19 protein-coding genes are annotated in these 21,896 nt (G+C 62.7%); 5 read left to right on the top strand and 14 right to left on the bottom strand.

Translation table 11 applies throughout. From position 1 onward, the window contains the following. From APH28_RS07135 to APH28_RS07125, 3 genes are all read right to left on the bottom strand, one after another. Nucleotides 1–729 (bottom strand): aspartate/glutamate racemase family protein, encoded by a 729-nt coding sequence (locus APH28_RS07135; RefSeq protein WP_060508258.1) that lies wholly within the window; start codon nucleotides 727–729, stop codon nucleotides 1–3. 16 nt (nucleotides 730–745) lie between these two features. Then, on the bottom strand, nucleotides 746–2,278 hold the full coding sequence (locus tag APH28_RS07130) for an NCS1 family nucleobase:cation symporter-1 (RefSeq protein WP_060508257.1): 1,533 nt from the start codon (nucleotides 2,276–2,278) through the stop codon (nucleotides 746–748). 458 nt (nucleotides 2,279–2,736) lie between these two features. Then, nucleotides 2,737–3,174, bottom strand: a complete 438-nt coding sequence (locus tag APH28_RS07125; protein WP_060508256.1) for an Lrp/AsnC family transcriptional regulator — start codon at nucleotides 3,172–3,174, stop codon at nucleotides 2,737–2,739. Nucleotides 3,175–3,307: 133 nt separating this feature from the next. Between APH28_RS07125 and APH28_RS07120 the strand changes: the two genes are divergently transcribed. Then, nucleotides 3,308–4,204: a DMT family transporter gene (locus APH28_RS07120; RefSeq protein WP_060508255.1), complete on the top strand. Its 897-nt coding sequence runs from the start codon at nucleotides 3,308–3,310 to the stop codon at nucleotides 4,202–4,204. A gap of 33 nt (nucleotides 4,205–4,237) precedes the next feature. Beyond that, on the top strand, nucleotides 4,238–5,164 hold the full coding sequence (locus tag APH28_RS07115; protein ID WP_060508254.1) for a class I SAM-dependent methyltransferase: 927 nt from the start codon (nucleotides 4,238–4,240) through the stop codon (nucleotides 5,162–5,164). 120 nt (nucleotides 5,165–5,284) lie between these two features. Here APH28_RS07115 and APH28_RS07110 read toward each other — a convergent pair whose 3' ends face one another. From APH28_RS07110 to gcl, 9 genes are all read right to left on the bottom strand, one after another. Further along, entirely contained in the window at nucleotides 5,285–7,309 is a 2,025-nt protein-coding gene (locus APH28_RS07110; protein WP_060508253.1) for a mechanosensitive ion channel family protein, read from the bottom strand. A 158-nt stretch (nucleotides 7,310–7,467) separates the two neighbouring features. Further along, nucleotides 7,468–8,469, bottom strand: a complete 1,002-nt coding sequence (locus APH28_RS07105; RefSeq protein WP_060508252.1) for a sulfate ABC transporter substrate-binding protein — start codon at nucleotides 8,467–8,469, stop codon at nucleotides 7,468–7,470. A 94-nt stretch (nucleotides 8,470–8,563) separates the two neighbouring features. Then, nucleotides 8,564–9,388, bottom strand: coding sequence for an ion transporter (locus APH28_RS07100; RefSeq protein WP_060508251.1), 825 nt, complete (start codon nucleotides 9,386–9,388; stop codon nucleotides 8,564–8,566). Between the two features lie 31 nt (nucleotides 9,389–9,419). Continuing rightward, nucleotides 9,420–10,292: an urea transporter gene (locus APH28_RS07095; protein WP_060508250.1), complete on the bottom strand. Its 873-nt coding sequence runs from the start codon at nucleotides 10,290–10,292 to the stop codon at nucleotides 9,420–9,422. Between the two features lie 197 nt (nucleotides 10,293–10,489). After that, nucleotides 10,490–11,905, bottom strand: coding sequence for a pyruvate kinase (pyk, locus tag APH28_RS07090; RefSeq protein ID WP_060508249.1), 1,416 nt, complete (start codon nucleotides 11,903–11,905; stop codon nucleotides 10,490–10,492). After that, a complete protein-coding gene (locus APH28_RS07085) occupies nucleotides 11,902–13,176 on the bottom strand; it encodes a glycerate kinase (RefSeq protein ID WP_060508248.1) in 1,275 nt (424 codons plus the stop codon). Before APH28_RS07085 ends, pyk begins: the two co-directional genes overlap by 4 nt. Nucleotides 13,177–13,417: 241 nt before the next feature. Then, the gene (locus APH28_RS07080; protein ID WP_060508247.1) at nucleotides 13,418–14,311 is read right to left on the bottom strand and encodes a 2-hydroxy-3-oxopropionate reductase; all 894 of its coding nucleotides are present in this window, start codon (nucleotides 14,309–14,311) and stop codon (nucleotides 13,418–13,420) included. Nucleotides 14,312–14,364: 53 nt separating this feature from the next. After that, entirely contained in the window at nucleotides 14,365–15,147 is a 783-nt protein-coding gene (gene hyi, locus APH28_RS07075; RefSeq protein ID WP_060508246.1) for a hydroxypyruvate isomerase, read from the bottom strand. A 57-nt stretch (nucleotides 15,148–15,204) separates the two neighbouring features. Then, nucleotides 15,205–16,980 (bottom strand): glyoxylate carboligase, encoded by a 1,776-nt coding sequence (gene gcl, locus APH28_RS07070; protein ID WP_060508245.1) that lies wholly within the window; start codon nucleotides 16,978–16,980, stop codon nucleotides 15,205–15,207. A 257-nt stretch (nucleotides 16,981–17,237) separates the two neighbouring features. Between gcl and APH28_RS07065 the strand changes: the two genes are divergently transcribed. Continuing rightward, nucleotides 17,238–17,678: a heme-binding protein gene (locus APH28_RS07065; RefSeq protein WP_060508244.1), complete on the top strand. Its 441-nt coding sequence runs from the start codon at nucleotides 17,238–17,240 to the stop codon at nucleotides 17,676–17,678. A gap of 129 nt (nucleotides 17,679–17,807) precedes the next feature. Here APH28_RS07065 and APH28_RS07060 read toward each other — a convergent pair whose 3' ends face one another. Further along, nucleotides 17,808–18,419, bottom strand: coding sequence for a TetR/AcrR family transcriptional regulator (locus tag APH28_RS07060; RefSeq protein ID WP_060508243.1), 612 nt, complete (start codon nucleotides 18,417–18,419; stop codon nucleotides 17,808–17,810). A gap of 132 nt (nucleotides 18,420–18,551) precedes the next feature. Here APH28_RS07060 and APH28_RS07055 point away from each other — a divergent pair, with 132 nt between their 5' ends. Continuing rightward, nucleotides 18,552–19,466: a DUF808 domain-containing protein gene (locus tag APH28_RS07055; RefSeq protein WP_060508242.1), complete on the top strand. Its 915-nt coding sequence runs from the start codon at nucleotides 18,552–18,554 to the stop codon at nucleotides 19,464–19,466. A gap of 4 nt (nucleotides 19,467–19,470) precedes the next feature. Here the strand turns inward: APH28_RS07055 and APH28_RS07050 are convergent, their stop codons facing one another. Continuing rightward, complete coding sequence (locus APH28_RS07050) at nucleotides 19,471–21,414, bottom strand: LTA synthase family protein (protein WP_060508241.1); 1,944 nt, start codon at nucleotides 21,412–21,414, stop codon at nucleotides 19,471–19,473. A 154-nt stretch (nucleotides 21,415–21,568) separates the two neighbouring features. Between APH28_RS07050 and APH28_RS07045 the strand changes: the two genes are divergently transcribed. Next, entirely contained in the window at nucleotides 21,569–21,880 is a 312-nt protein-coding gene (locus APH28_RS07045; protein WP_060508240.1) for a hypothetical protein, read from the top strand. Nucleotides 21,881–21,896: the final 16 nt, after the last annotated feature.

Here is a 21,896-nt window from a genome sequence, read left to right as displayed (position 1 = left end):
CTAGCGCCCGAACTTCATCGGCCAGCCCAGCACTTTCTTCGCCCGTGGTGTGGCATAAGTCCGCACCTTGGAAGTGCTGAGCCCCATCCGCACCAGCGACTCGGCAATGGTCACCGCCGCGCTCACGCCATCGACCACCGGCACCCCGGTACGCTGGCGGATCTGCTCGTCCAGCCCGGCCATGCCGCCACAGCCCAGGCAGATCACCTCGGCCTTGTCGTCACGCACGGCACGCTCGGCTTGCTCGACGATGGCCTCCACTGCGCGCAGAGGGTCTTCTTCCAGCTCCAGCACCGCCAGGCCACTGGCTCGCACCGAGGCGCAACGGTCATACAGCCCGGACAGTTTCAGGCGGTCTTCGATCAGCGGCACGGTGCGGTCCAAGGTGGTCACCACGGAATAGGCGTGGCCCAGGTACATGGCGGTGCTGGCGGCGGCATCCGTGATGTCCACCACTGGCACGTTGAGCAGCTCCTGCAGGCCTTCGCGGCCATGTTCGCCATAGCCGGCCTGGATCACGGCATCGTACGGGCCGTCATAGGCCAGCACCCGGTCCATCACGGCGATGGCGGCCAGGTAGCTCTCGAAGTTGCCCTCCACCGACTCGGCGCCGAACCAAGGGGTCAGGCCGATGATTTCCGTGCCGGGCGCCGCGACGCTGCGCGCCTGCTCGGCAATGGCGTCGGTGATGGCTTCGGTGGTGTTGACGTTGGCGATCAGAATACGCATGGGCAGTCCTCCTTGATCAATGGCTGCTGTGGTCGATGGCGATGCACTCGCCGCTGACGTCGTGGTATTGGCGATTGCGCGGGGCGATCAGCAGGTACACCGCGGCAGCGATGCCGGCGCCGATCAGCCAGGAAAACGGCGCGATACCGTGGAAGTTCGGCACCAGCGCCAGGATGATGGCCAGCAGCGCCGCTGGCGCGAAGGCGGCCACGGCGCGCAGGTTGATGCCTTTGCTGTAGTGGTAGGCGCCGGTGGGGTGCTCGGTGTACAGCTCCGGCACGTTGATACGGCCTTTGCGCAGCAACCAGTAGTCGGCCATGATCACCCCGTAGAGTGGGCCGAGCAGGGCGCCCAGGCCGGACAGGAAATACACGATCACCAGCGGGCTGTTGTAGAGGTTCCACGGCAGGATCAGTACCGCCAGGGTCGCGCTGATCAGCCCGGCGCGGCGGAAGTTGAGGTGGCGTGGTGCCAGGTTGCTCAGCACGAACGCCGGGGCAACGAAGTTGGCCATGATGTTTACCGCTACGGTGACGATCAGGAAGGCCAGGCAGCCGAGCACCAGGAACGCTGTGCTGGGGATGCTGGCGACGATCTGGGTCGGGCTGTCGATGATCTGGCCGTTGATCTGGAACTGCGCGCCGCACAGCACCACGGTGATCATGGCGAATACCAGGATGTTCACCGGCAGGCCCCAGAAGTTGCCGACGCGGATGGTCTTGCGGCACGGCGAAGAGCGGGCGAAGTCGCAGAAGTTCAGCACCAGGGTGCCGTAGATGGCTAGCCACAGGGCACCGCCGGCGAAGATGTTGCGCCACATCTCATAGCCGGTCAGCGGCTCGGCTACCGACCAGGCGATGCGCGCGCCGGCCTGGACGTACATGAACACCGCGAGGCTGGCCACAGTCAGCAGGATCACCGGGCCGGCGAAGGCCTCGTAGCGGCGCACCATCTCCATGCCGTAGGCAAGGATCACCAGCTGCACCAGCCAGATCGCCACGAAGCACACCCAGCCCAGGCTCGACAGGCCGAGGATGCTGTCGTGGTCATAGGCCGCCACTTGCGGCCACACGGCGGTGAGCAGCACGCGCAACACCACGGAGGCCAGGTAGGTCTGGATGCCGAACCAGGCGATGGCGATCACCGCGCGGATCAGCGCCGGGATCTGCGCGCCATGGATGCCAAAGGCGATGCGGCTGATCACCGGGAACGGCACGCCGGTCTTCTGCCCCATGTAGCCGGACAGGTTCATGAAGAAGTACACCAGTGCCGCGCCGATCGCCAGCGACAGCAAGATCTGCCAGCCACCCAGGCCAAGGGCGAACAAGCCCATGGCGAAGGAATAGTTGGCAATGTTGTGCACATCGTTAGTCCACAGCGCAAAGATGCTGTAGCCGCCCCAGCGGCGGCCTTCGATACGGGTAGGCGCGAGGTCGCGGTTATGCAGGCGCGGGCTCAGACCGAGCGGCGGCATATCGCCTGAAAGGATGGAAGAGGGGCTGGTGCTGGCAACGGATAGTTCAGGGGCAAGGTCGAGGCTGGTACTCATTCCGGCAGGCTCCTGATGCACGTGGACTGCGATGAGCGGGCATGCGCACGGGCTCGCCATCTCGTCGGTGCAGCTTGGCATCACTGGGTTCTGGGCGCGGCGGCCGGTGTAGGCCGGCGTCGCGGGTTCTTGTGTATTTATGTTTTGTAGAACTTGTATACAAAACACGAACACACAAAAGCGAGTTCCATGCCAGGGGAAAACGAGTTTTTAGTTGGCCACTATTTTGAATCTAAGCAAGTTGAAAATTAAGTTGATGAAATAAAGGGAATATTAGTTGACCAAGTGAACAGGTTTAATTTTTAAGTTGGCTTGTTAGTTGATCGTTTGGTCAGAATTATACGCGCTTGATGTGTAACGTATTGGGGCGTCACCGTGAAAAGTGCACACAAAAGTGGCACTTATGGTGACATTTATGTGTACAAAAATTAGCCAGTTATCGAGGTAAATGGATACACTCAGTCCATCGGCGGCAACCGTCGCTTCACCGGGCTCTTCTTGATGATCGCGGTATTGGTTTCGGCCAGCACATTGATGCGGTCGAGCAGGGTATCGAGCTGTTCCATCGATCGCACATGCAGCCGCGCGATGAAGCAGTCCTCGCCGGTCACCTTGTCGCATTCGGTGAACTCGGGGATGGCGATGATCTGCCGCTCCACTTCCTGCAACTGGCCCGGCAGCGGGCGAATGCGCACGATCGCCTGCAACTGGTAGCCGAAGCTGCGCGGGTCGATCTCCACGGTGTAGCCGCGCAGCACGCCGCGTTCTTCCAGACGGCGCAGGCGCTCGCTGACGCTGGGAGCCGAGAGGCCGCTGATCTGCGCCAGCGCTTTGAGCGAACGGCGCGAGTCTTCCATCAAGGCGTTGATCAGCATTTGGTCAATGGCATCGGTCATGCGCACCTCATCAGGCAGTTCAAGGAAATTGCCTTGATAGTAAAGGTGAACTGGCGGATATGCCTTGGTTATCCGCTGGAAGGCTTGGGGCGACCCTCCGCATACTATGGCCATCATCCAAGGGAGGTGTGAGATGGACAGTTCATTGCGCCGCGGCTCGCTGGAAATGGTCGCCGCCATGCTGATTTCCGGGACCATCGGCTGGTTCGTGCTGGTGTCGGGCCAGCCAGTGCTGGAGGTGGTGTTCTGGCGGTGCGTGTTCGGGACTGGCACCTTGTTGGTGATTTGCGCGGCGTTCGGTTTTCTCAAGCCGGGTGTGATCACCCGTACGGCGTTCCTGCTGGCCATCGCCAGCGGCGTGGCCATCGTCGGTAACTGGGTGCTGCTGTTCGCCTCCTACTCGCGGGCGTCGATTGCCATCGGCACGGCGGTGTACAACGTTCAGCCGTTCATGCTGGTAGGGCTGGCAGCGCTGTTTCTGGGCGAGAAGATCACCGCCGCCAAGGTCACCTGGCTGAGCGTGGCGTTCCTCGGCATGCTGGCCATCGTCAGTGCCCACGGCGCCGGTCAGGCCAGTGGTGAGGACTATCTGGTGGGCATTGCGCTGGCCCTGGGTGCGGCGTTTCTCTATGCCATTGCTGCCTTGATCATCAAACGCCTGAAAGGCACGCCGCCCCACCTGATCGCGCTGATCCAGGTTGCCACCGGGGTGCTGCTGCTGGCGCCGTGGGTGAAACTTGGTGGATTGCCTGGCGAACCGTCAGCCCTAGCCAGCCTGGTGACCCTGGGCATGGTCCACACCGGGTTGATGTACGTGCTGCTGTACAGCGCTATCCAGCGCCTGCCCACGGCGTTGACCGGTGCACTGTCGTTCATCTACCCGATTGCCGCGATCCTGGTCGACTGGGTGGCGTTCGGGCACCGCCTGGCGCCGTTGCAGTGGCTGGGGGTGGCGTTGATTCTGCTAGCGGCAGCGGGCATGCAGCAAGGCTGGTGGTTCCGTTCTGCACAAGTGCCGGCCAAGGGGTAGAATGGCGGCCTTTTCACTTGCTTGCGACCCGCCATGACTTCGCCGATCCACACCCTTGAACAGCACCTGCTCGCTGCCCTTGACACTGCCCCCGCCGAAACCCGCCGCCTGTTCCACGGCCGCGGCCGTTGCTGGGAGGGCTTGGAACAGGTGACGGTGGACTGGTTGCAAGGTGTGCTGTTGGTGGCGCTGTTCCGCGAGCCGCCTGAGGGCCAGCTGGCCGAACTGGAAGCTATGCTGCGCAACCTGGCCGAACGCCCGCAATGGGCCGGCCAGGCGATCCTCATCCAGCACCGTTACCTGCCCGACAGCCCGGGCCAGTGGCTGCTGGGCGAGCCCTGCCAGCAGCGCGAGGTGGTCGAGGATGGCCTGACCTATCTGCTCGACCTGGGCGTGCGGCAGAACAATGGCCTGTTCCTCGACATGCGTTATGGCCGGCGCTGGGTACGTGAGCAGTCAGCGGGCAAGCGCGTGCTCAACCTGTTTGCCTATACCTGTGGCTTCTCGGTGGCGGCGATTGCCGGTGGTGCAGAGCAGGTGGTGAACCTGGACATGGCCAAGTCGGCCTTGTCCCGAGGGCGCGATAACCATCGCCTGAACAGGCATGATGCGTCACGGGTCGCCTACCTGGGCCATGAGCTGTTCAAGTCGTGGGGCAAGGTGCGCAAGTACGGGCCATACGACTTGATCATCATCGACCCGCCGACCTTCCAGCGTGGCAGCTTCGTACTGACCCAGGATTACGCCAAGATCCTGCGGCGCCTGCCGGAGTTGCTCCGTGAGGGCGGGACGGTGCTGGCCTGTGTCAACGACCCGGGCATCGGGCCGGAGTTTCTGATCGAGGGGATGGCCGAGCAGGCGCCATCGCTGGCCTTCATCGAGCGGCTGGAGAACCCGCCGGAGTTTCCGGATGTGGACCCGGCGGGGGGGCTCAAAGCTCTGGTATTCCGCCAGGTGTGATGTTGCCTGTGCTGGCCTCTTCGCGGGCACGCCCGCTCCCACAGGTACGGCGCAAGGCCTGAAGACTGCGCGGTCCTTGTGGGAGCGGGCGTGCCCGCGAAGAGGCCGGTACAGGCGAAATCAGGCTGAGACACTGCGCACTGGCAGCGGATACACCTGGGCAAAACTCACATTCTCGGTCTGATCCACACGCTTTTTCAGCCGCTCGTTGAACGCCCGGCTCACCGCATACTGCCCGCCGGAAATGGTGCGGAACTGCGCCGTCAGCACGAACCCGTTGAGGTCCATGCGATCGACCCCGAAGACCTGCAGCGGCCCCTGCAGGTTGATGCGCAGCAGCGGGTCTTCGCTGATCGAATGCCCCACCTCATGAATCAGCCCCAGCGATTCGTCGACGTCGCTGTCATAGGTGAACTGCACCGAAAAGAACGCATAGGCGAACTGCCGCGACTGGTTGGTAACCGCCTTGATCTGGCCGAACGGCACAGAGTGCACGAAGCCTTTGCCGTCACGCAGGCGTAGGGTGCGGATGGTCAGGCTTTCGACGGTGCCGGCATGGCCGGAGTCGAGCACCACCCAGTCGCCGATCGAGATGGTGTCCTCGATCAGGATGAACAACCCGGTGATCACATCCTGCACCAGTTGCTGCGAGCCAAAGCCGATGGCCAGGCCGATCACCCCGGCACCAGCCAGCAGTGGCGCGACGTTGATGCCCAGGTTGGCCATGGTGGTGATGGTGCAGATCACGATCAGGATGACTTTCACCGCATTGCGCAGCATCGGCAGGATGGTGCGCACCCGGGTGCTCGGCTGGCGCGAGGCACGGCGCCCGACGGCGGGCTTGAGTGCCTCCTGGATGGCGGTGTCGAGCACCACCCAGAGCAGCCAGGTGACCAGCAGGATCAGGCCGATGCTCGACAGCGAATTGCTGATGGCCTGGCCCAGGCTGTTGCTCATGGCGAAATCGATGACCGAGAAGCCCCAGATGCGCCCCAGCAGTTCGATGAAGGCCACTGCCATGGCAATGCGCAGCAGCGCATGGGCCAGGCTGCGCAGCAGCTCTTTATAGGGCCGCACGCGTTGCGCGGGGTCGGCGCCATGTGGCGCCAGCAGATGTTGCAGCAAGGTACTGAGGAATACGGTCGACACCAGCAACACGGTGGTCAGCAAGGCGTTCTGCAGCGCCTTCTGGCTTTCTTCGCCAGCGCCGAGCAGGTGGATCGCCGACACCAGGATCATCAGCAGAATGGGGAGGTACCAGACAGTCGAGAAAATCCGCAGTGTTTCCTGCACGGCGCGATGCTGCACGCGGTCCTTGTAGTCGCGGTTGCGTATCAGGTGGGCGACGGGGCGACGCAGGCGGATGACCAGGCTGGCGAAGATGAAGGTGGCGGTAAGGCCGGTGATCACGGCGACGCTGGCGGTGATGTTGCCGCCCAGTTGGCGGGCGATCTGCGGGCTGGTCAGGGCATCGCTCCACGCGGCGAGGAAACCGATCAGGAACAGGGGGCGCGGCGCCAGGCGTTTGATCACTGCCACCGCCGCGCGCTTGTGACCGGCATCGAACAGGGTGATCAGGCACAGGATGATCGAGGTCGAGAACAGGCCGCTGCTGGTCGCGTAGGCCAGGCTCAGGCCCAAGGCGCGGGCGATCGACGGGTCGAGGAAGCGGCTGACGTACAGCGTCAGTGGCAAGCTGGCCAGGGCCGGCAGGGTGTAGGGCAGCAGGTAGCCGAGCAGGCTGCTGGCGCGTTTGCGTGCGCTTAGCCAGGGGGTGCTGGCCAGGCGTTTGGCGACCCAGTGGCCGAGGCGGGTGAACAGGGCGAAGCTGGCGGCCCAGGTCAGCGTCAGCAGGATGAAATTGCCCGCCAGCTGCAACGAATCGCTGGCCGAGTGGCGATCGACCAGGCGCTCCACTTCCTGGGCGGCGCGGTCGGTGCGCAGGCGCCAGGCGTCGACCAGGTGGGCGTCGAGGTCGAGTTCCTGGGCGGCGCTGTCCAGGCCGTCGGCGAGGGCGCCGAGCAGGCCACCTTGCAGTACCGGTTCCGGTTCGGCAGGTTGTTCTTCGGTGGTGGCGGGTTCTGCGGCCAGCAGGTGGGCGCTCAGCAGGCAGCCGAGCAGCAGGGTGGAGAGAAAGCGCAGCACTGGAGTACTCCTTGGGCCGGGACGAGCGGGGCAGGGGTTACTCAAGGAACTGAGGGGTGATGGGTGTGGAAAGTTCGATTGTTTGTATTGCCTGAGCCGGCCTCTTCGCGGCTGTAGGCGCGGATTTATCCGCGAGAGGCCGGTCCTGCTTACATCAATTACTGCTTGTCAGTGTAAATCTGGTCAAACACCCCACCATCATTGAAATGGGTCTTCTGCACGGTACGCCAGTCACCAAAGGTCTTTTCCACCGACAGGAAGTCGACTTTCGGGAAGCGGTCGGTGTACTTGGCCAAAACGGTCGCATCACGCGGGCGTAGGTAGTTCTGCGCGGCGATTTCCTGGGCTGCTGGCGACCACAGGTACTTCAGGTATTCCTCGGCCACGGCCTGGGTGCCTTTCTTGGCCACCACCTTGTCGACCACGCTAACCGGTGGTTCAGCCTCGGCCGACACGCTCGGATAGACCACTTCGAACTGATCGCGGCCGAACTCGCGGGCGATCATCTCGGCTTCGTTCTCGAAGGTCACCAGCACGTCGCCGATCTGGTTGGTCATGAAAGTGGTGGTGGCAGCACGGCCACCGGTATCGAGCACTGGCGCCTGCTTGAAGAGCTTGCCGACGAATTCGCGGGCCTTGGTTTCATCGCCGCCCTGCTTGAGCACATAGCCCCAGGCTGACAGGTAGGTGTAGCGGCCGTTACCCGAAGTCTTGGGGTTGGGCACGATCACCTGCACGCCGTCCTTGAGCAGGTCTGGCCAGTCTTTCAGTGCCTTTGGGTTGCCCTTGCGCACGATGAACACAGTGGCCGAAGTGAACGGTGCGCTGTTGTTCGGCAGGCGGGTCACCCAGTTGTCCGGTACCAGTTTGCCGTTGTCGGCCAGGGCATTGATGTCGGTGGCCATGTTCATGGTGATGACATCGGCCGGCAGGCCATCGATCACCGCCCGCGCCTGCTTGCTCGACCCGCCGAAGGACATCTGCACGTTGACCTTCTCGTTGTGCTCGGCTTCCCAATGCTTTTGGAACGCCGGGTTGTAGTCCTTGTAGAAGTCGCGCATCACGTCGTAGGAAACGTTCAGCAGGGTCGGGGCAGCCTGGGCCAGGTTGCCGAGGGCCAGGCCGGCGGCGAGCAGCGAGGCGGTGAAGAGTCTTTTCACGTTGCGTCCTTGTTATGGTGTTCAAATGTTTGGCAATTTGCCATTAACTATAACGTTTGGTTCTTGAGCGATTAAAGACCGAATGGCTCTTTACTTATTCGGTTTTTGGAAACAGCACGTTACCGCAGCGCGAGCAAAATGCGGCGCCATGTTCGTGGGTTTTCTTGCTGCAGGTCGGGCAGGCATGCTGCAACTGTTCCCCGCGCATGGCATTGGCCAGCTCGGCGGTAAAGATCCCGGTGGGTACGGCAATGATCGAATAGCCGGTAATCATTACCAGCGACGACAGCACCTGGCCCAGCGGCGTCTTCGGCACGATGTCGCCAAAGCCCACCGTCGTCAGGGTAACGATGGCCCAGTAGATGCCTTTGGGAATACTGGTAAAGCCATGCTCCGGCCCTTCGATCACGTACATCAACGTGCCGAACACGGTTACCAGGGTTGAAACGGTGACCAGGAACACGATGATCTTCTGCTTGCTGCCGCGCAGCGCTTCGAGCAGGTAGTGCGCTTGCTTGAGGTAGGGGCTGAGCTTGAGCACGCGGAAGATCCGCAGCATCCGGATCACCCGGATGATCAGCAGGTACTGGGCGTCGCTGTAGTACAGGGCGATGATCCCCGGCACGATCGCCAGCAGGTCGACCAGGCCGTAGAAGCTGAAGGCATAGCGCAAGGGCTTGGGCGAGCAGTACAGGCGGGTGAGGTACTCGGCCAGGAAGATCGCGGTAAAGCCCCACTCGATGGCGGCCAGCAGGCCAGCGTAGCCTTTGTGCACATCGTCGATGCTGTCAAGGATCACCGTGACCAGGCTGGCCAGGATAATCAGCAGGAGGATCTTGTCGAAGCGTCTTCCAGCCACGGTGTCGGTCTGGAAGACGATGACGTAGAGCCGCTCGCGCAGGCTCGCAAGGTTGTTCATTGGCTCATTCCACAGGTGCGATGGGCAGAGCCTAGGGGCTGCGTTTCAGCTGTGCAAGCTGCCGGTGCTGGGCCAGGTGGCTGCCCAGGTGCATCAGCCAGCAGGCGGTGACGAAGGGGGCGGTAAGACCCGCGACCGGCAGTAGCTTGAACACCGGTTGCAGCAGCAGGGCTAGGGCAATGGCCAACAACGTCACCCAAGGCTTTTCACCCTGGCGGCTGAACGCCAGCGCTGCCAGTGCGGCATTGAAGCCGAACAAACCCAACCATGCGGCCTGCGCCTGGTCAGCGAGCAGCGCCACGCCACCGCCAATGGCTGAACCGAGCACGGCCCACATGGCCGCATAGGGGTTGGCAATGAACATCCCGATGATGATCAGTAACCCGGCCAGCGGCTGGTCGAGGAGGAAGATCTGCCCCACGCCACGTGCCAGGGCGTAAGCGGGTTCTGCCTCGACAAAGCCGCTGGCCGCCGGGCTTGCGAACAACAGGGCAACCCAGCCGAGCAGCACGAACGGTGCGGTATAGGCGACCAGCAGCTTGCCGCCACGCTTGCGCCATTGGTGGGTGATGATGCTCGACAGGCCGCCGGCCGCGATGATCAGCGGCGGCAGGATGACCGACCAGGGCAGTACGGCGCTGATCAGAATGCCGATCAGCACGCCGTTGTAGCAGTACAGCCCTGCCTGGCGGTCGGCGCGGTCGTAGCCGCGGCGCTGGGCTGTGAGCAGGCCGGCGAGGGCACCGAGCAGTGCGCCGCCGACCAGATTGGGGGCGGTCAGCAGGATGGCCAGCAGGCAGCACAGGCCGCACAGGGGGTTGCGCAGCAGCAGCACCTGGCTGAAGCCGTTGAGCAGCGCCGTGGCCCAGTCGGGGCACGGGTTGACGAAATTCTTGGTGTACATGGGCAGTCAGCAAGGTTGATGGGGGAGCGGTGGGCCTCTTTGGGCCTCGGTTTTCCGCAGTTTTGGTGTAGGGGGAGGGCTTTGCCCTCCATTCGCGGGGCAAGCCCGCTCCTACAGGAATCGCGCCAGGACATGGAATGCGATGCCTGTAGGAGCGGGCTTGCCCCGCGATGGGGCGCAAAGCGCCCCCGGCGATCTCAGACCAGGGTCTCGATCCGCAAGGTATTAGTCGAACCCGGTTTGCCGAAAGGCACACCAGCGGTGATCAGCAGCGTGTCGCCACGGCTGGCCATGCCTTGCGCCTGGGCAATTTCCAGCGCGGTGGAAACCACCTCGTCGACCTGGCGCAGGCGGTCGTTTACCACCGAGTGCACCCCCCAGGCCACGCTCAGGCGGCGTGCCGTGGCCAGGTTCGGCGTCAGGTTGAGGATCGGCGCCCGTGGCCGCTCGCGCGCAGCACGCAGGGTCGAAGCGCCCGACTCGCTGTAGTTGACCAGCACCGCCACCGGCAGGATGCCGCTGATACGGCGGATCGCGCAGCTGATGGCGTCCGAGACGGTGGCCTCGGCCTTCGGCCGGCCGACGTCGAGCTGGGCCTGGTAGTCCGGACCGTTCTCCACCTGGCGGATGATCTTGCTCATCATCTGCACGGCTTCCAGCGGGTAATCACCGGACGCGGTTTCAGCCGACAGCATCACCGCATCGGCGCCTTCGGCCACGGCATTGGCTACGTCGGTGACTTCGGCTCGGGTCGGGGCTGGCGAGAAGCGCATGGATTCGAGCATCTGGGTGGCCACCACCACCGGTTTGCCCAGGTGGCGGCAGGTGCCGATGATGCGCTTCTGGATCTGCGGCACGCTTTCGGCCGGCACTTCCACGCCCAGGTCGCCGCGGGCCACCATGATTGCATCCGCCAGTTCTGCGATGGCTTGCAGTTGTTCGACCGCCGAAGGCTTCTCGATCTTGGCCATCAGGTAGGCACGGTCACCGATCAGCTGGCGCGCCTCGACGATGTCTTCCGGGCGCTGCACGAACGACAGGGCAACCCAGTCCACGCCCAGTTCCAGGCCGAAGGCCAGGTCGCGGCGGTCTTTCTCGGTCAGCGGGGAAAGGTCGAGCACCGCTTGCGGCACGTTGACGCCCTTGCGGTCGGACAGCTCGCCGCCGTTCAGCACTTCGGTGTCGATGGCGTCACTGTGCTTGGCGGTGACCCGCAGGCGCAGCTTGCCGTCGTCGAGCAGCAGGTCCATGCCTGGCTCCAGTGCGGCGATGATTTCCGGGTGCGGCAGGTTGACCCGACGGCTGTCGCCCGGGGTCTTGTCCAGGTCCAGGCGCAGGGCCTGGCCGCGTTGCAACTGGACCTTGCCTTCAGCGAAGCGGCCGACGCGCAGCTTCGGCCCTTGCAGGTCCATGAGGATGCCCAGTGGGTAGTTGAGCTGCTGCTCGACTTCGCGGATCCACTGGTAGCGCAGGGCGTGGTCGGCGTGTTCGCCGTGGCTGAAGTTGAGGCGGAAGATGTTCACCCCGGCTTCGACCAGCTGGCGGATGTCGTCGATGCCTTTGATCGCAGGGCCGAGGGTGGCAAGGATCTTTACTTTTTTATCAGGCGTCATGATTGGGCAGTCTCGAGGATCAGGATGGCGCGGAAGTCGTTGACGTTCGTGCGGGTCGGCTCGGTGACGATCAGCGCATCGAGCGCGGCGAAGTAGCCATAGCCATTGTTGTTGTCCAGCTCATCGCTGGCCGACAGGCCCAGGGCTTCGGCGCGGGCGTAGCTGCTTGGGGTCATGAAGGCGCCGGCGTTCTCTTCCGAGCCATCGATGCCGTCGGTGTCGCCGGCCAGGGCATACACGCCCGGCAGGCCCTTGAGGCTTTCGGTGAGGCTGAGCAGGAATTCGGCGTTGCGTCCGCCACGGCCATTGCCGCGCACGGTGACCGTGGTTTCACCGCCGGAGAGAATCACGCAGGGCGCCTTCAGCGGTTGGCCGTGCAGCACGATCTGCCGGGCGATGCCCGCGTGCACCTTGGCCACTTCACGCGACTCGCCCTCCAGGTCGCCGAGGATCAGCGGGCTGAAACCAGCCTGGCGGGCTTTCACCGCGGCGGCTTCGAGCGACTGCTGGGGCTTGGCGATCAGCTGGAAGTGGCTGCGGGCCAGGGCCGGGTCATCGGCCTTGACGGTTTCCGAAGCGGGGTTGTTGAGCCAGTCGATGACGGCTTTCGGCGCTTCGATGTTGTAGCGCTTGAGGATCGCCAGGGCATCGGCCGAGGTGCTCGGGTCGGCCACGGTCGGGCCGGAAGCGATGACGGTGGCAAGGTCCCCTGGCACGTCGGAAATCGCATAGGTGTAGACGGTGGCCGGCCAGCAGGCCTTGGCCAGGCGGCCGCCCTTGATCGCCGAGAGGTGCTTGCGCACGCAGTTCATCTCGCCGATGGTGGCGCCGGATTTGAGCAGCGCCTTGTTGATCTGTTGCTTGTCCGCCAGGGTCAGGCCTTCGGCTGGCAGTGCCAGCAGGGCGGAACCACCACCGGACAGCAGGAAGATGACGCGGTCGTCTTCGTTGAGGTTGCTGACCAGCTCCAGCACGCGCTTGGCCACGGCCAGGCCGGCGGCGTCGGGGACCGGGTGGGCGGCTTCGACCACCTCGATCTTCTGGCAGTTGGCACCGTGACCGTAACGGGTCACGACCAGCCCGGAGACTTCGCCCTGCCAGCATTTTTCGACCACTTCGGCCATGGCGGCTGCGGCCTTGCCGGCGCCGATGACGATGACCCGGCCGCTACGGTCGGCGGGCAGGTAGGGTTCGAGGACTTGGCGCGGGTGGGCGGCGGCGATGGCTGTGTCGAACAGGTCGCGGAGAAGTTTTTGCGGATCGACCGACATGGCAGGCTCCCATTTATTGTTGTTCTGCAGAATCAAAAACGCCCCTGGAACTGCCTCCGTGCAGGCCGAACCAGGGGCGGGTGTTGCTCGGTGTCACCTATGGACCTGTGGTCGCAGGTTCATCGGTGTTGGCTTTTTCGCGGGGTAAGCCCGCTCCTACAGGAACAGCGCAGTCCTCAGGGGATGTGGGATCCCTGTAGGAGCGGGCTTGTCCCGCGAAGAGGCCGATGAGGCTTACAAATTACTTGTCGTCGCGGATCGAGAAGTTGGCCATGTGCTCCAGGCCTTTGATCAGCGCCGAGTGGTCCCAGTTGCCGCCACCCAGGGCCTGGCAGGTGTTGAACACTTGCTGGGCGTTGGAGGTGTTGGGCAGGTTGATGCCCAGTTCCTTGGCGCCTTGCAGGGCCAGGTTGAGGTCCTTCTGGTGCAGGTTGATGCGGAAGCCTGGGTCGAAGGTGCCTTTGATCATGCGCTCGGCGTGCACTTCGAGGATCTTCGACGAAGCGAAGCCGCCCATCAGGGCTTCACGTACCTTGGCCGGATCGGCGCCGTTCTTGGCAGCGAACAGCAGGGCTTCGGCAACGGCCTGGATGTTCAGGGCGACGATGATCTGGTTGGCGACCTTGGCGGTCTGGCCGTCACCGTTGCCACCCACGCGGGTGATGTTCTTGCCCATGGCTTCGAACAGCGGCAGGGCGCGCTCGAAGGCTTTCGGGCAGCCACCGACCATGATGCTCAGGGTCGCAGCCTTGGCACCGACTTCACCGCCGGACACCGGGGCGTCCAGGTAGGCGGCGCCAGTGGCCTTGATCTTCTCGGCGAAAGCCTTGGTGGCGGTAGGGGAGATCGAGCTCATGTCGATCACGACCTTGTTCGGGCCGACGCCTTCGCCGATGCCGTTCTCACCGAACAGGACGGCTTCGACCTGCGGGGTGTCCGGGACCATGACGATGATGAATTCAGCTTCCTGGGCCACTTCTTTCGGGTTGGCCAGGGCCACGGCGCCAGCGGCGATCAGGTCGGCCGGGGCGGCGTCGTGGTGGGTGGAAACGAAGATGCTGTGACCTGCTTTCTGCAGGTTCTGAGCCATGGGCTTGCCCATGATGCCGGTGCCGATGAAACCGATTTTAGCCATGACAATGTGCCTCTTTGTATTTGTTCACATCAGGCGCTGAGCGCCCGGCTTTTTCAGATTGCGTTGTGCGTCTTCAGCCAGCCCAGGCCCGCTTCGGTGGTGGTCAGCGGCTTGTATTCCGCGCCCACCCAGCCCTGGTAGCCGATACGGTCCAGGTGCTCGAACAGGAAGCGGTAGTTGATCTCGCCGGTGCCTGGTTCGTTGCGGCCTGGGTTGTCGGCCAGCTGGATGTGGTTGATCAGGTTCAGGTTGGCTTCCATGGTGCGAGCCAGGTCACCTTCCATGATCTGCATGTGGTAGATGTCGTACTGCAGGAACAGGTTGTCGCTGCCGACTTCGGCCTGGATTTCCAGGGCCTGTTTCGTGGTGTTCAGGTAGAAGCCTGGGATGTCGCGGGTGTTGATCATTTCCATGACCAGGCGGATCCCGGCGGCTTTCAGCTTGTCAGCGGCGTAGCGCAGGTTTTCCACGAAGGTCTTGCGCACGTCGGCGCACTGCAGGCCTTGTGGGCGGATGCCGGCCAGGGCGTTGACCTGGGTGTTGCCCAGGACCTTGGCGTATTCGATGGCCTTGTCGACCCCGGCGCGGAATTCTTCTACGCGGTCAGGGTGGCAGGTGATACCGCGCTCACCCTTCGACCAGTCGCCCGCTGGCAGGTTGAACAGCACCTGGGTCAGGCCGTTGGCGTCCAGCTGCTGCTTGATTTCGGCCGCGCTGAAGTCGTACGGGAAGAGGTATTCGACGCCGCTGAAACCAGCGTCGGCGGCAGCCTTGAAGCGGGCCAGGAAGTCCTGTTCGGTGAACAGCATGGACAGGTTGGCAGCGAAGCGAGGCATGAGTTGTCTCCTTGCGATGAAGGCCCCCAGCGCGCGTGCACCGGGGGCGTCAGGCGATCAGTCCAGCATCGAGATGGCGGTTGGCGCGTCGTTGCCGGCCAGGGCCAGGTCTTCGAACTCGTTGACCGCGTTGATCTCGGTGCCCATGGAAATGTTGGTCACACGCTCGAGGATCACTTCGACCACGACCGGCACGCGGAACTCTTCGGCCATTTTTTGCGCCTTGAGCAGAGCAGGGGCGATTTCGGCCGGCTCGAACACACGGATGGCCTTGCAGCCCAGGCCTTCGACCACGGCGACGTGGTCGACACCGTAGGTGGCGGCGTCGGTCGAGTTGATGTTCTCGAATGCCAGTTGTACACAGTAATCCATGTCGAAGCCACGCTGTGCCTGACGGATCAGGCCCAGGTAGGCGTTGTTCACCAGCACGTGGACGTACGGCAGGTTGAACTGTGCGCCTACGGCCAGTTCTTCGATCATGAACTGGAAGTCGTAGTCACCCGACAGCGCGACGACCTTGCGCTTCGGATCGGCTTTGACCACGCCCAGCGCGGCAGGGATGGTCCAGCCCAGCGGGCCGGCCTGGCCGCAGTTGATCCAGTGGCGTGGCTTGTATACGTGCAGGAACTGCGCGCCAGCGATCTGCGACAGGCCGATGGTGCTGACGTAGCAGGTGTCCTTGCCGAATACCTGGTTCATCTCTTCGTAGACGCGCTGCGGCTTGACCGGCACGTTGTCGAAGTGGGTCTTGCGCTGCAGGCTCGCCTTGCGCTGCTGGCAGTCTTCCAGCCAGGCCTTGCGGCACTTCAGCTTGCCAGCGGCTTTCCACTCGCGGGCCACTTCGAGGAACACATCCAGTGCCTTGCCAGCATCGGAAACGATACCCAGGTCCGGGGTGAACACACGGCCAATCTGGGTCGGTTCGATGTCTACGTGCACGAACTTGCGGCCTTCGGTGTAGACGTCGACAGAACCGGTGTGGCGGTTGGCCCAGCGGTTACCGATACCGAACACCAGGTCGGATTTCAGCAGGGTGGCGTTGCCGTAGCGGTGCGAGGTCTGCAGGCCGACCATGCCGACCATTTGTGCGTGGTCGTCCGGGATGGTGCCCCAGCCCATCAGGGTCGGGATCACCGGCACGCCGGTCAGCTCGGCGAATTCGACCAGCTTGTCGCTGGCGTCGGCGTTGATGATGCCGCCACCGGCTACCAGCAGTGGGCGCTCGGCGTCATTGAGCAGGGCCAGGGCTTTTTCTGCCTGTACGCGGGTAGCGGACGGCTTGTTGATTGCCAGTGGCTCGTAGGCGTCGATGTCGAATTCGATTTCGGCCATCTGCACGTCGAACGGCAGGTCGATCAGTACAGGGCCAGGGCGGCCGGTGCGCATTTCATAGAAGGCCTTCTGGAAGGCGTAAGGCACTTGGCCTGGTTCCAGAACGGTGGTGGCCCACTTGGTGACTGGCTTGACGATGCTGGTGATGTCGACAGCCTGGAAGTCTTCTTTGTGCAGACGGGCACGTGGGGCCTGACCGGTGATGCAGAGGATCGGGATGGAGTCGGCCGAGGCGCTGTACAGGCCGGTGACCATGTCGGTACCGGCTGGGCCGGAAGTACCGATGCACACGCCGATGTTGCCTGGGTTGGCGCGGGTGTAGCCCTCGGCCATGTGCGAGGCGCCTTCGACGTGACGAGCGAGGACGTGATCGATGCCACCGACTTTCTTCAGGGCCGAGTACAGCGGGTTGATGGCAGCCCCCGGGATGCCGAACGCGGTATCTACACCTTCACGGCGCATGACCAGAACGGCTGCATCGATTGCTCTCATTTTGCTCATGGTTTGTGCCTCATTGATTTTGTAATTGTATACAACCTTCTTTGTGCCAGAGTGTATTCATGGCTGGCCGCTCAGGTCAACGGGTTTTCGTCGGACAAGCCTGCTTTCGTTCGAGCGCCTATGAAAACGGTGGTTTGCGGTCTCGCATACGATCGTTTCAATTTATTGTATACAAAAAAAGATTCAGTTGTGTTCTATTGGCTTATCGATTTTTCACCTGCCCTCAGGGCTTCTCACAACAAGAAGAGGACCTTTCCATGAACGCTTTGAACCTGAAAGTCGCTGTCAGCCTGGTGAATGCCGCGCTGGCGGCGGGCCGCAAAATCAATGCAGCGCCACTGACCGTGGCCGTGCTCGATGCCGGCGGGCATGTGCTGGCCTTGCAGCGCGAAGACGGCGCCAGCCTGATTCGCCCGGAAGTGGCCACCGGCAAGGCTTGGGGTGCGATTGCCCTGGGCAAGGGCTCGCGCCTGCTGGCGCTGGATGCTCAGCAGCGGCCGGCGTTTTTCGCGGCGTTGAACGGTTTGGGCGAGCGGCCAGTGGTGCCGGCGCCGGGTGGCGTGCTGATTCGTGATCAGGACGGCAAGGTGCTGGGAGCGGTAGGGATCAGCGGCGATACGTCGGATATCGATGAGCAGTGCGCGATCAGCGCTATTGAAGAAGTGGGGTTGAAGGCTGATGCGGGTGTAGCGGCGTAAGGCTTGAGATTGTAGGGGGCCGCTTTGCGGCCCTTTCGCGACACAAGGCCGCTCCTACCGGGGATCGAGTACTTCCTGCAGGAGCGGCCTTGTGTCGCGAAAGGGCTGCGAAGCAGCCCCTCTGGGCCGTCAGGCTTCTTCGGGCTCACAGCCCTTGAGCACCATGCGAATGATGGTGTCGGCCGCGGCATCGTAATCGCTGTCGGCCAGCTTGGCCTTGCCGGTCACTGCCGAAATCTGCCAATCGAAATCGGCGTAGGTCTGGGTTGCGGCCCAGATGCTGAACATCAGGTGGTGGGCATCGACATGGGCGATCTGCCCGCGGTCGATCCAGCGCTGGATGCACTCGATGTTGTGCCGGGCCTGCTCGTTCAACTGCTCGACCTGGGGCGGCGACAGGTGCGGGGCGCCATGCATGATTTCGCTGGCGAACACCTTCGAGGCATGCGGCAGGTCACGCGAAATGCGGATCTTCGAGCGGATATACGCACTTAACACTTCTTTCGGATCACCGTCGGCATTGAACGGCGTCGATGCCTGCATGATCGGCGCGATGATGCTCTCCAGGACCTCCCGGTAGAGGTTGTCCTTGGATTTGAAGTAGTAATACACGTTCGGCTTGGGCAGGCCGGCCTTGGCAGCGATGTCGCTGGTCTTGGTGGCGGCGAAGCCCTTGTCGGCAAACTCTTCACTGGCTGCGCGCAGGATCAGCTCCTTGTTGCGCTCGCGAATAGTGCTCATGGTCAGGGATCTTCCTCGATAATGGCCACCTCTAAGAGGGATCGGGCATGGTAGCACCGCGCCCGACGGACGCTCAAGGCAGCGGCTTTGGGCTAGAATCCGGCACATTGACTAATTTGGGTACAAGCAACCATGGCAGGAAGCAGTCTATTGGTATTGATCGACGACATCGCCACGGTGCTCGACGATGTTTCGCTGATGACCAAGGTCGCGGCGAAAAAGACCGCAGGCGTGTTGGGCGACGACCTGGCGCTCAATGCCCAGCAGGTCACTGGCGTGCGCGCTGAGCGCGAAATCCCGGTGGTGTGGGCGGTGGCCAAAGGCTCGCTGGTGAACAAGGCGATCCTGGTGCCGGCGGCGCTGTTGATCAGCGCATTCATCCCCTGGGCGGTGACGCCGCTGCTGATGCTTGGCGGTGCCTACTTGTGCTTCGAGGGCTTCGAGAAGCTGGCGCACAAGTTCCTGCACAGCAAGGAAGAGGACAAGGCGCAACACGAAGCGCGCATGGAGGCCGTGGCCGATGCCAATATCGACCTGGTGGCGTTCGAGAAAGCCAAGGTCAAGGGTGCGGTGCGTACCGACTTCATCCTCTCCGCCGAAATTATCGCTATCACCTTGGGCATCGTTGCCGACTCGCCGCTGACCCAGCAGATCATCGTCCTGTCGGGCATTGCGGTGGTCATGACCATCGGTGTGTACGGGCTGGTGGGCGGTATCGTCAAGCTTGACGACCTGGGCCTGTGGATGACCCAGAAGTCTTCAAGCCTGGTCCGTGCGGTCGGCAACGGCATCTTGCGCGCAGCGCCCTACATGATGAAGAGCCTGTCGGTGATCGGCACTGCCGCGATGTTCCTGGTCGGTGGCGGCATCCTGGTACACGGCGTGGCACCCCTGCATCACGCGGTCGAGGTGTTTAGCGAAGGGCGAGGAGGGGCGCTGACCAGCGCTCTGCTCAATGGCGTGGCCGGTGTGCTGGCAGGGGCTGTGGTGCTGGCAGTGGTGGCGGTTGCGGGGAAACTGTGGCGGGCGCTGCGGCCCGCCACATGAGGGCTTACTTGCCGGTTGCGACGCCTTGCTGCTCTGGCTTCCAGGCGAGCAGGCCCTGGCTGAAGCCGTAGGCAGCGCTCTGGTAGTAGGCGATCGCCCGGCGGATCAGCGGGTTGTCGCTGGCGACCGTGGTTTCGTGGCTTTTGCCCAGGGCGTCCTCATGCACACGCATGCTGCCACGCGGGCTGAGTATTGCCAGGTTGTTACCGTCGAACAGACCCAGGTGCTGGTAGTTGCCGATCAGCACACGGGGTGGCAGATCGTCTTCCTTAAGCAGGTCGCGGCCGAAGAAGGTCGAGGTGTAGTCGACGTTCAGCAGGCCCAGCAGGGTAGGCGCCAGGTCGATCTGGCTGGCCAGCTTGGCGTCTTCGCGGGGCTCGATCATTTTTGGGGCGTAGATCCACAGCGGGATCTGGTAGTTGTTCACCGGCAGGTCTTCGACCCCGGCGCTACCGGCTGTGTGGTCGGCGACAAAGACGAACAGCGTATTGTCGAACCACGGCTTGCCCTTGGCTTCCTTGAGGAACTGGGCGATGGCATGGTCGGTGTACTTCACCGCGCCTTCGCGACCATCGCCTGACGGGATGTCGATGCGGCCCTCCGGGTAGGTGTAGGGGCGGTGGTTCGAGGTGGTCATCAATTGCAGGAAGAACGGCTTCTGCTGGGCGTAATCGGCATCAGCCAGCTTCAGGGTCTGCCGGTACAGGTCTTCGTCAGCCATGCCCCAGGCGTTCTTGAAGCTGATTTCGCTTTCATCGACGCTGCTTTGGTCGACGATGCGGTAGCCGTTGCCGCTGAAGAAGGCGTTCATGTTGTCGAAGTAGCCGCGCCCGCCGTAGACGAAGACGGCGTCGTAGCCTTTGGCGGTCAGTTGCTGGCCAAGGCTGGCGTAGCCGCTTTCACGGCCGATGCGCTTGACGATCGAGCGGCCCGGGGTGGGCGGGATCGACAGGGTGATCGCTTCCAGGCCGCGGTCGGTGCGGGTGCCGGTGGCATAGAAGTTGTTGAAGTAGAGGCTCTCACGGCGTAGGGCGTCGAGGTTCGGTGTGAGGTTGCGCGCATCGCCGTTGCTGCCCATGTACTTGGCGCTGAAGCTTTCGATGGTGACCAGGATGATGTTTGGCGTGCGCTGCTCACCGCTGGCACTGATGTGGCGGCGGATGTCCTGAGGTTCCTGGCCCTGGAACTGTGCATTGGGTTCGGCCAGCTCCTGGTGCATCTGCGCGCCGACTTCACCGGCGCCGAGGCTGGCGTAGAACTGCGTGTAGTCCAGTTCATTGTTACGGAAGGCGGCGAAGAACTGGTACGGGCCGTTGCTGGCCAGTTCGCGCTGGTAGGCATTGCCGCCTTGGCCGCGCGGGAATTGCTGGTCGATCACCACGATGTTCAGGCCGACCAGCACGGCCAGCACGGCCAGCCCCGACAGGCGTTGGCGCAGGGGGGCGGCGGGGCCGCTGAGGGCCTGGCTCAGTGGCTTGCGCAGCACCCACGCAAGCAGGATCGCGGCCACCGCGATGCCGCTGAGCAGCGCCGGCAGCGGGTAGGACTCGCGGATGTTGTCCAGCACTTCCTTGGAATAGACCAGGTAGTCGACAGCGATGAAGTTGAAGCGTACGCCGAATTCGTCCCAGAACAGCCATTCGGCCACGGCGACGAACAGCATCACGAACAGGCTGACCACCAGCAAACCGCCGAGCAGCCAGCGGTTGGCACGCGAGCGCCACAGCCTGGCCGGGCACAACATCAGGTACACACCCAGTGGCAGGGCCGTGTAGATGAGGAAGCTCAGGTCGTAGAGGGCCCCGTCGAAAAAGATCGAGAAGTAATTGCCGCTGACCTCATCCAGATGAGTGACCAGCAATATAAGGCGTGTCAGCAGGAAGATGCCGAACCAGGTTGAGCAAAGCAACAGCAGATAGCGCCATGGCGCGGCGATAGGAGTACGCATCGAGTTGGCCTGTTTTCTTTCTTGGATTATGCGAGGGCATCGAGTTTAGTCGAAAAACTGCAAAAAAAATGTCAAAAGTTTGCAGGGCGTAGGATTAGAGTGGCTTTATAGTCGTAACTGGCCATTTCAGACTTGTTCGAGAGGAGGGCTGCACATGTTCGGTGTACTGACTTACGACGCCTACCACCTGGCGCTCTACCTGCTCACGGCATTGGCTTGGGGCGCTGTGGGTTTTGGCTTCCTGCTGCGTAGCGCGGACGCTCTGGCCCTTTACAAGTGCTGTGCGATGTTCGGCCTGGCATTGGCGTTCAATGCCGGCGTGCTGGTGCTGGATATCTTTCGGGTCATCCCGCACCATGAAGTGGAGTTGATGTTGCTGATGTTTGGCATGCTGCTGCCGGTGGGCATACTTTTGACTTATAAGGCAGCTTTTATTGCAAGTAAGTTAAATCTGAAGCGGCTGTAAGTTTAAACTTACAAAC

The organism is Pseudomonas sp. NBRC 111124, from assembly GCF_001320245.1.
GTDB lineage: Bacteria > Pseudomonadota > Gammaproteobacteria > Pseudomonadales > Pseudomonadaceae > Aquipseudomonas.
The sequence above is the reverse complement of the archived record's forward strand: the minus strand, read 5'-3'. Positions and strand labels throughout refer to the sequence as shown.

Coding starts and splice junctions, on each gene's coding strand:
- APH28_RS07095 (WP_060508250.1), bottom strand. CDS start 10,292: ATGTACACCAAGAATTTCGTCAACCCGTGCCCCGACTGGGCCACGGCG.
- APH28_RS07050 (WP_060508241.1), bottom strand. CDS start 21,414: ATGCGTACTCCTATCGCCGCGCCATGGCGCTATCTGCTGTTGCTTTGC.
- APH28_RS07055 (WP_060508242.1), top strand. CDS start 18,552: ATGGCAGGAAGCAGTCTATTGGTATTGATCGACGACATCGCCACGGTG.
- pyk (WP_060508249.1), bottom strand. CDS start 11,905: ATGACGCCTGATAAAAAAGTAAAGATCCTTGCCACCCTCGGCCCTGCG.
- APH28_RS07100 (WP_060508251.1), bottom strand. CDS start 9,388: ATGAACAACCTTGCGAGCCTGCGCGAGCGGCTCTACGTCATCGTCTTC.
- APH28_RS07115 (WP_060508254.1), top strand. CDS start 4,238: ATGACTTCGCCGATCCACACCCTTGAACAGCACCTGCTCGCTGCCCTT.
- APH28_RS07065 (WP_060508244.1), top strand. CDS start 17,238: ATGAACGCTTTGAACCTGAAAGTCGCTGTCAGCCTGGTGAATGCCGCG.
- gcl (WP_060508245.1), bottom strand. CDS start 16,980: ATGAGCAAAATGAGAGCAATCGATGCAGCCGTTCTGGTCATGCGCCGT.
- APH28_RS07045 (WP_060508240.1), top strand. CDS start 21,569: ATGTTCGGTGTACTGACTTACGACGCCTACCACCTGGCGCTCTACCTG.
- APH28_RS07085 (WP_060508248.1), bottom strand. CDS start 13,176: ATGTCGGTCGATCCGCAAAAACTTCTCCGCGACCTGTTCGACACAGCC.
- APH28_RS07060 (WP_060508243.1), bottom strand. CDS start 18,419: ATGAGCACTATTCGCGAGCGCAACAAGGAGCTGATCCTGCGCGCAGCC.
- APH28_RS07125 (WP_060508256.1), bottom strand. CDS start 3,174: ATGACCGATGCCATTGACCAAATGCTGATCAACGCCTTGATGGAAGAC.
- APH28_RS07120 (WP_060508255.1), top strand. CDS start 3,308: ATGGACAGTTCATTGCGCCGCGGCTCGCTGGAAATGGTCGCCGCCATG.
- APH28_RS07080 (WP_060508247.1), bottom strand. CDS start 14,311: ATGGCTAAAATCGGTTTCATCGGCACCGGCATCATGGGCAAGCCCATG.
- hyi (WP_060508246.1), bottom strand. CDS start 15,147: ATGCCTCGCTTCGCTGCCAACCTGTCCATGCTGTTCACCGAACAGGAC.
- APH28_RS07135 (WP_060508258.1), bottom strand. CDS start 729: ATGCGTATTCTGATCGCCAACGTCAACACCACCGAAGCCATCACCGAC.
- APH28_RS07130 (WP_060508257.1), bottom strand. CDS start 2,278: ATGAGTACCAGCCTCGACCTTGCCCCTGAACTATCCGTTGCCAGCACC.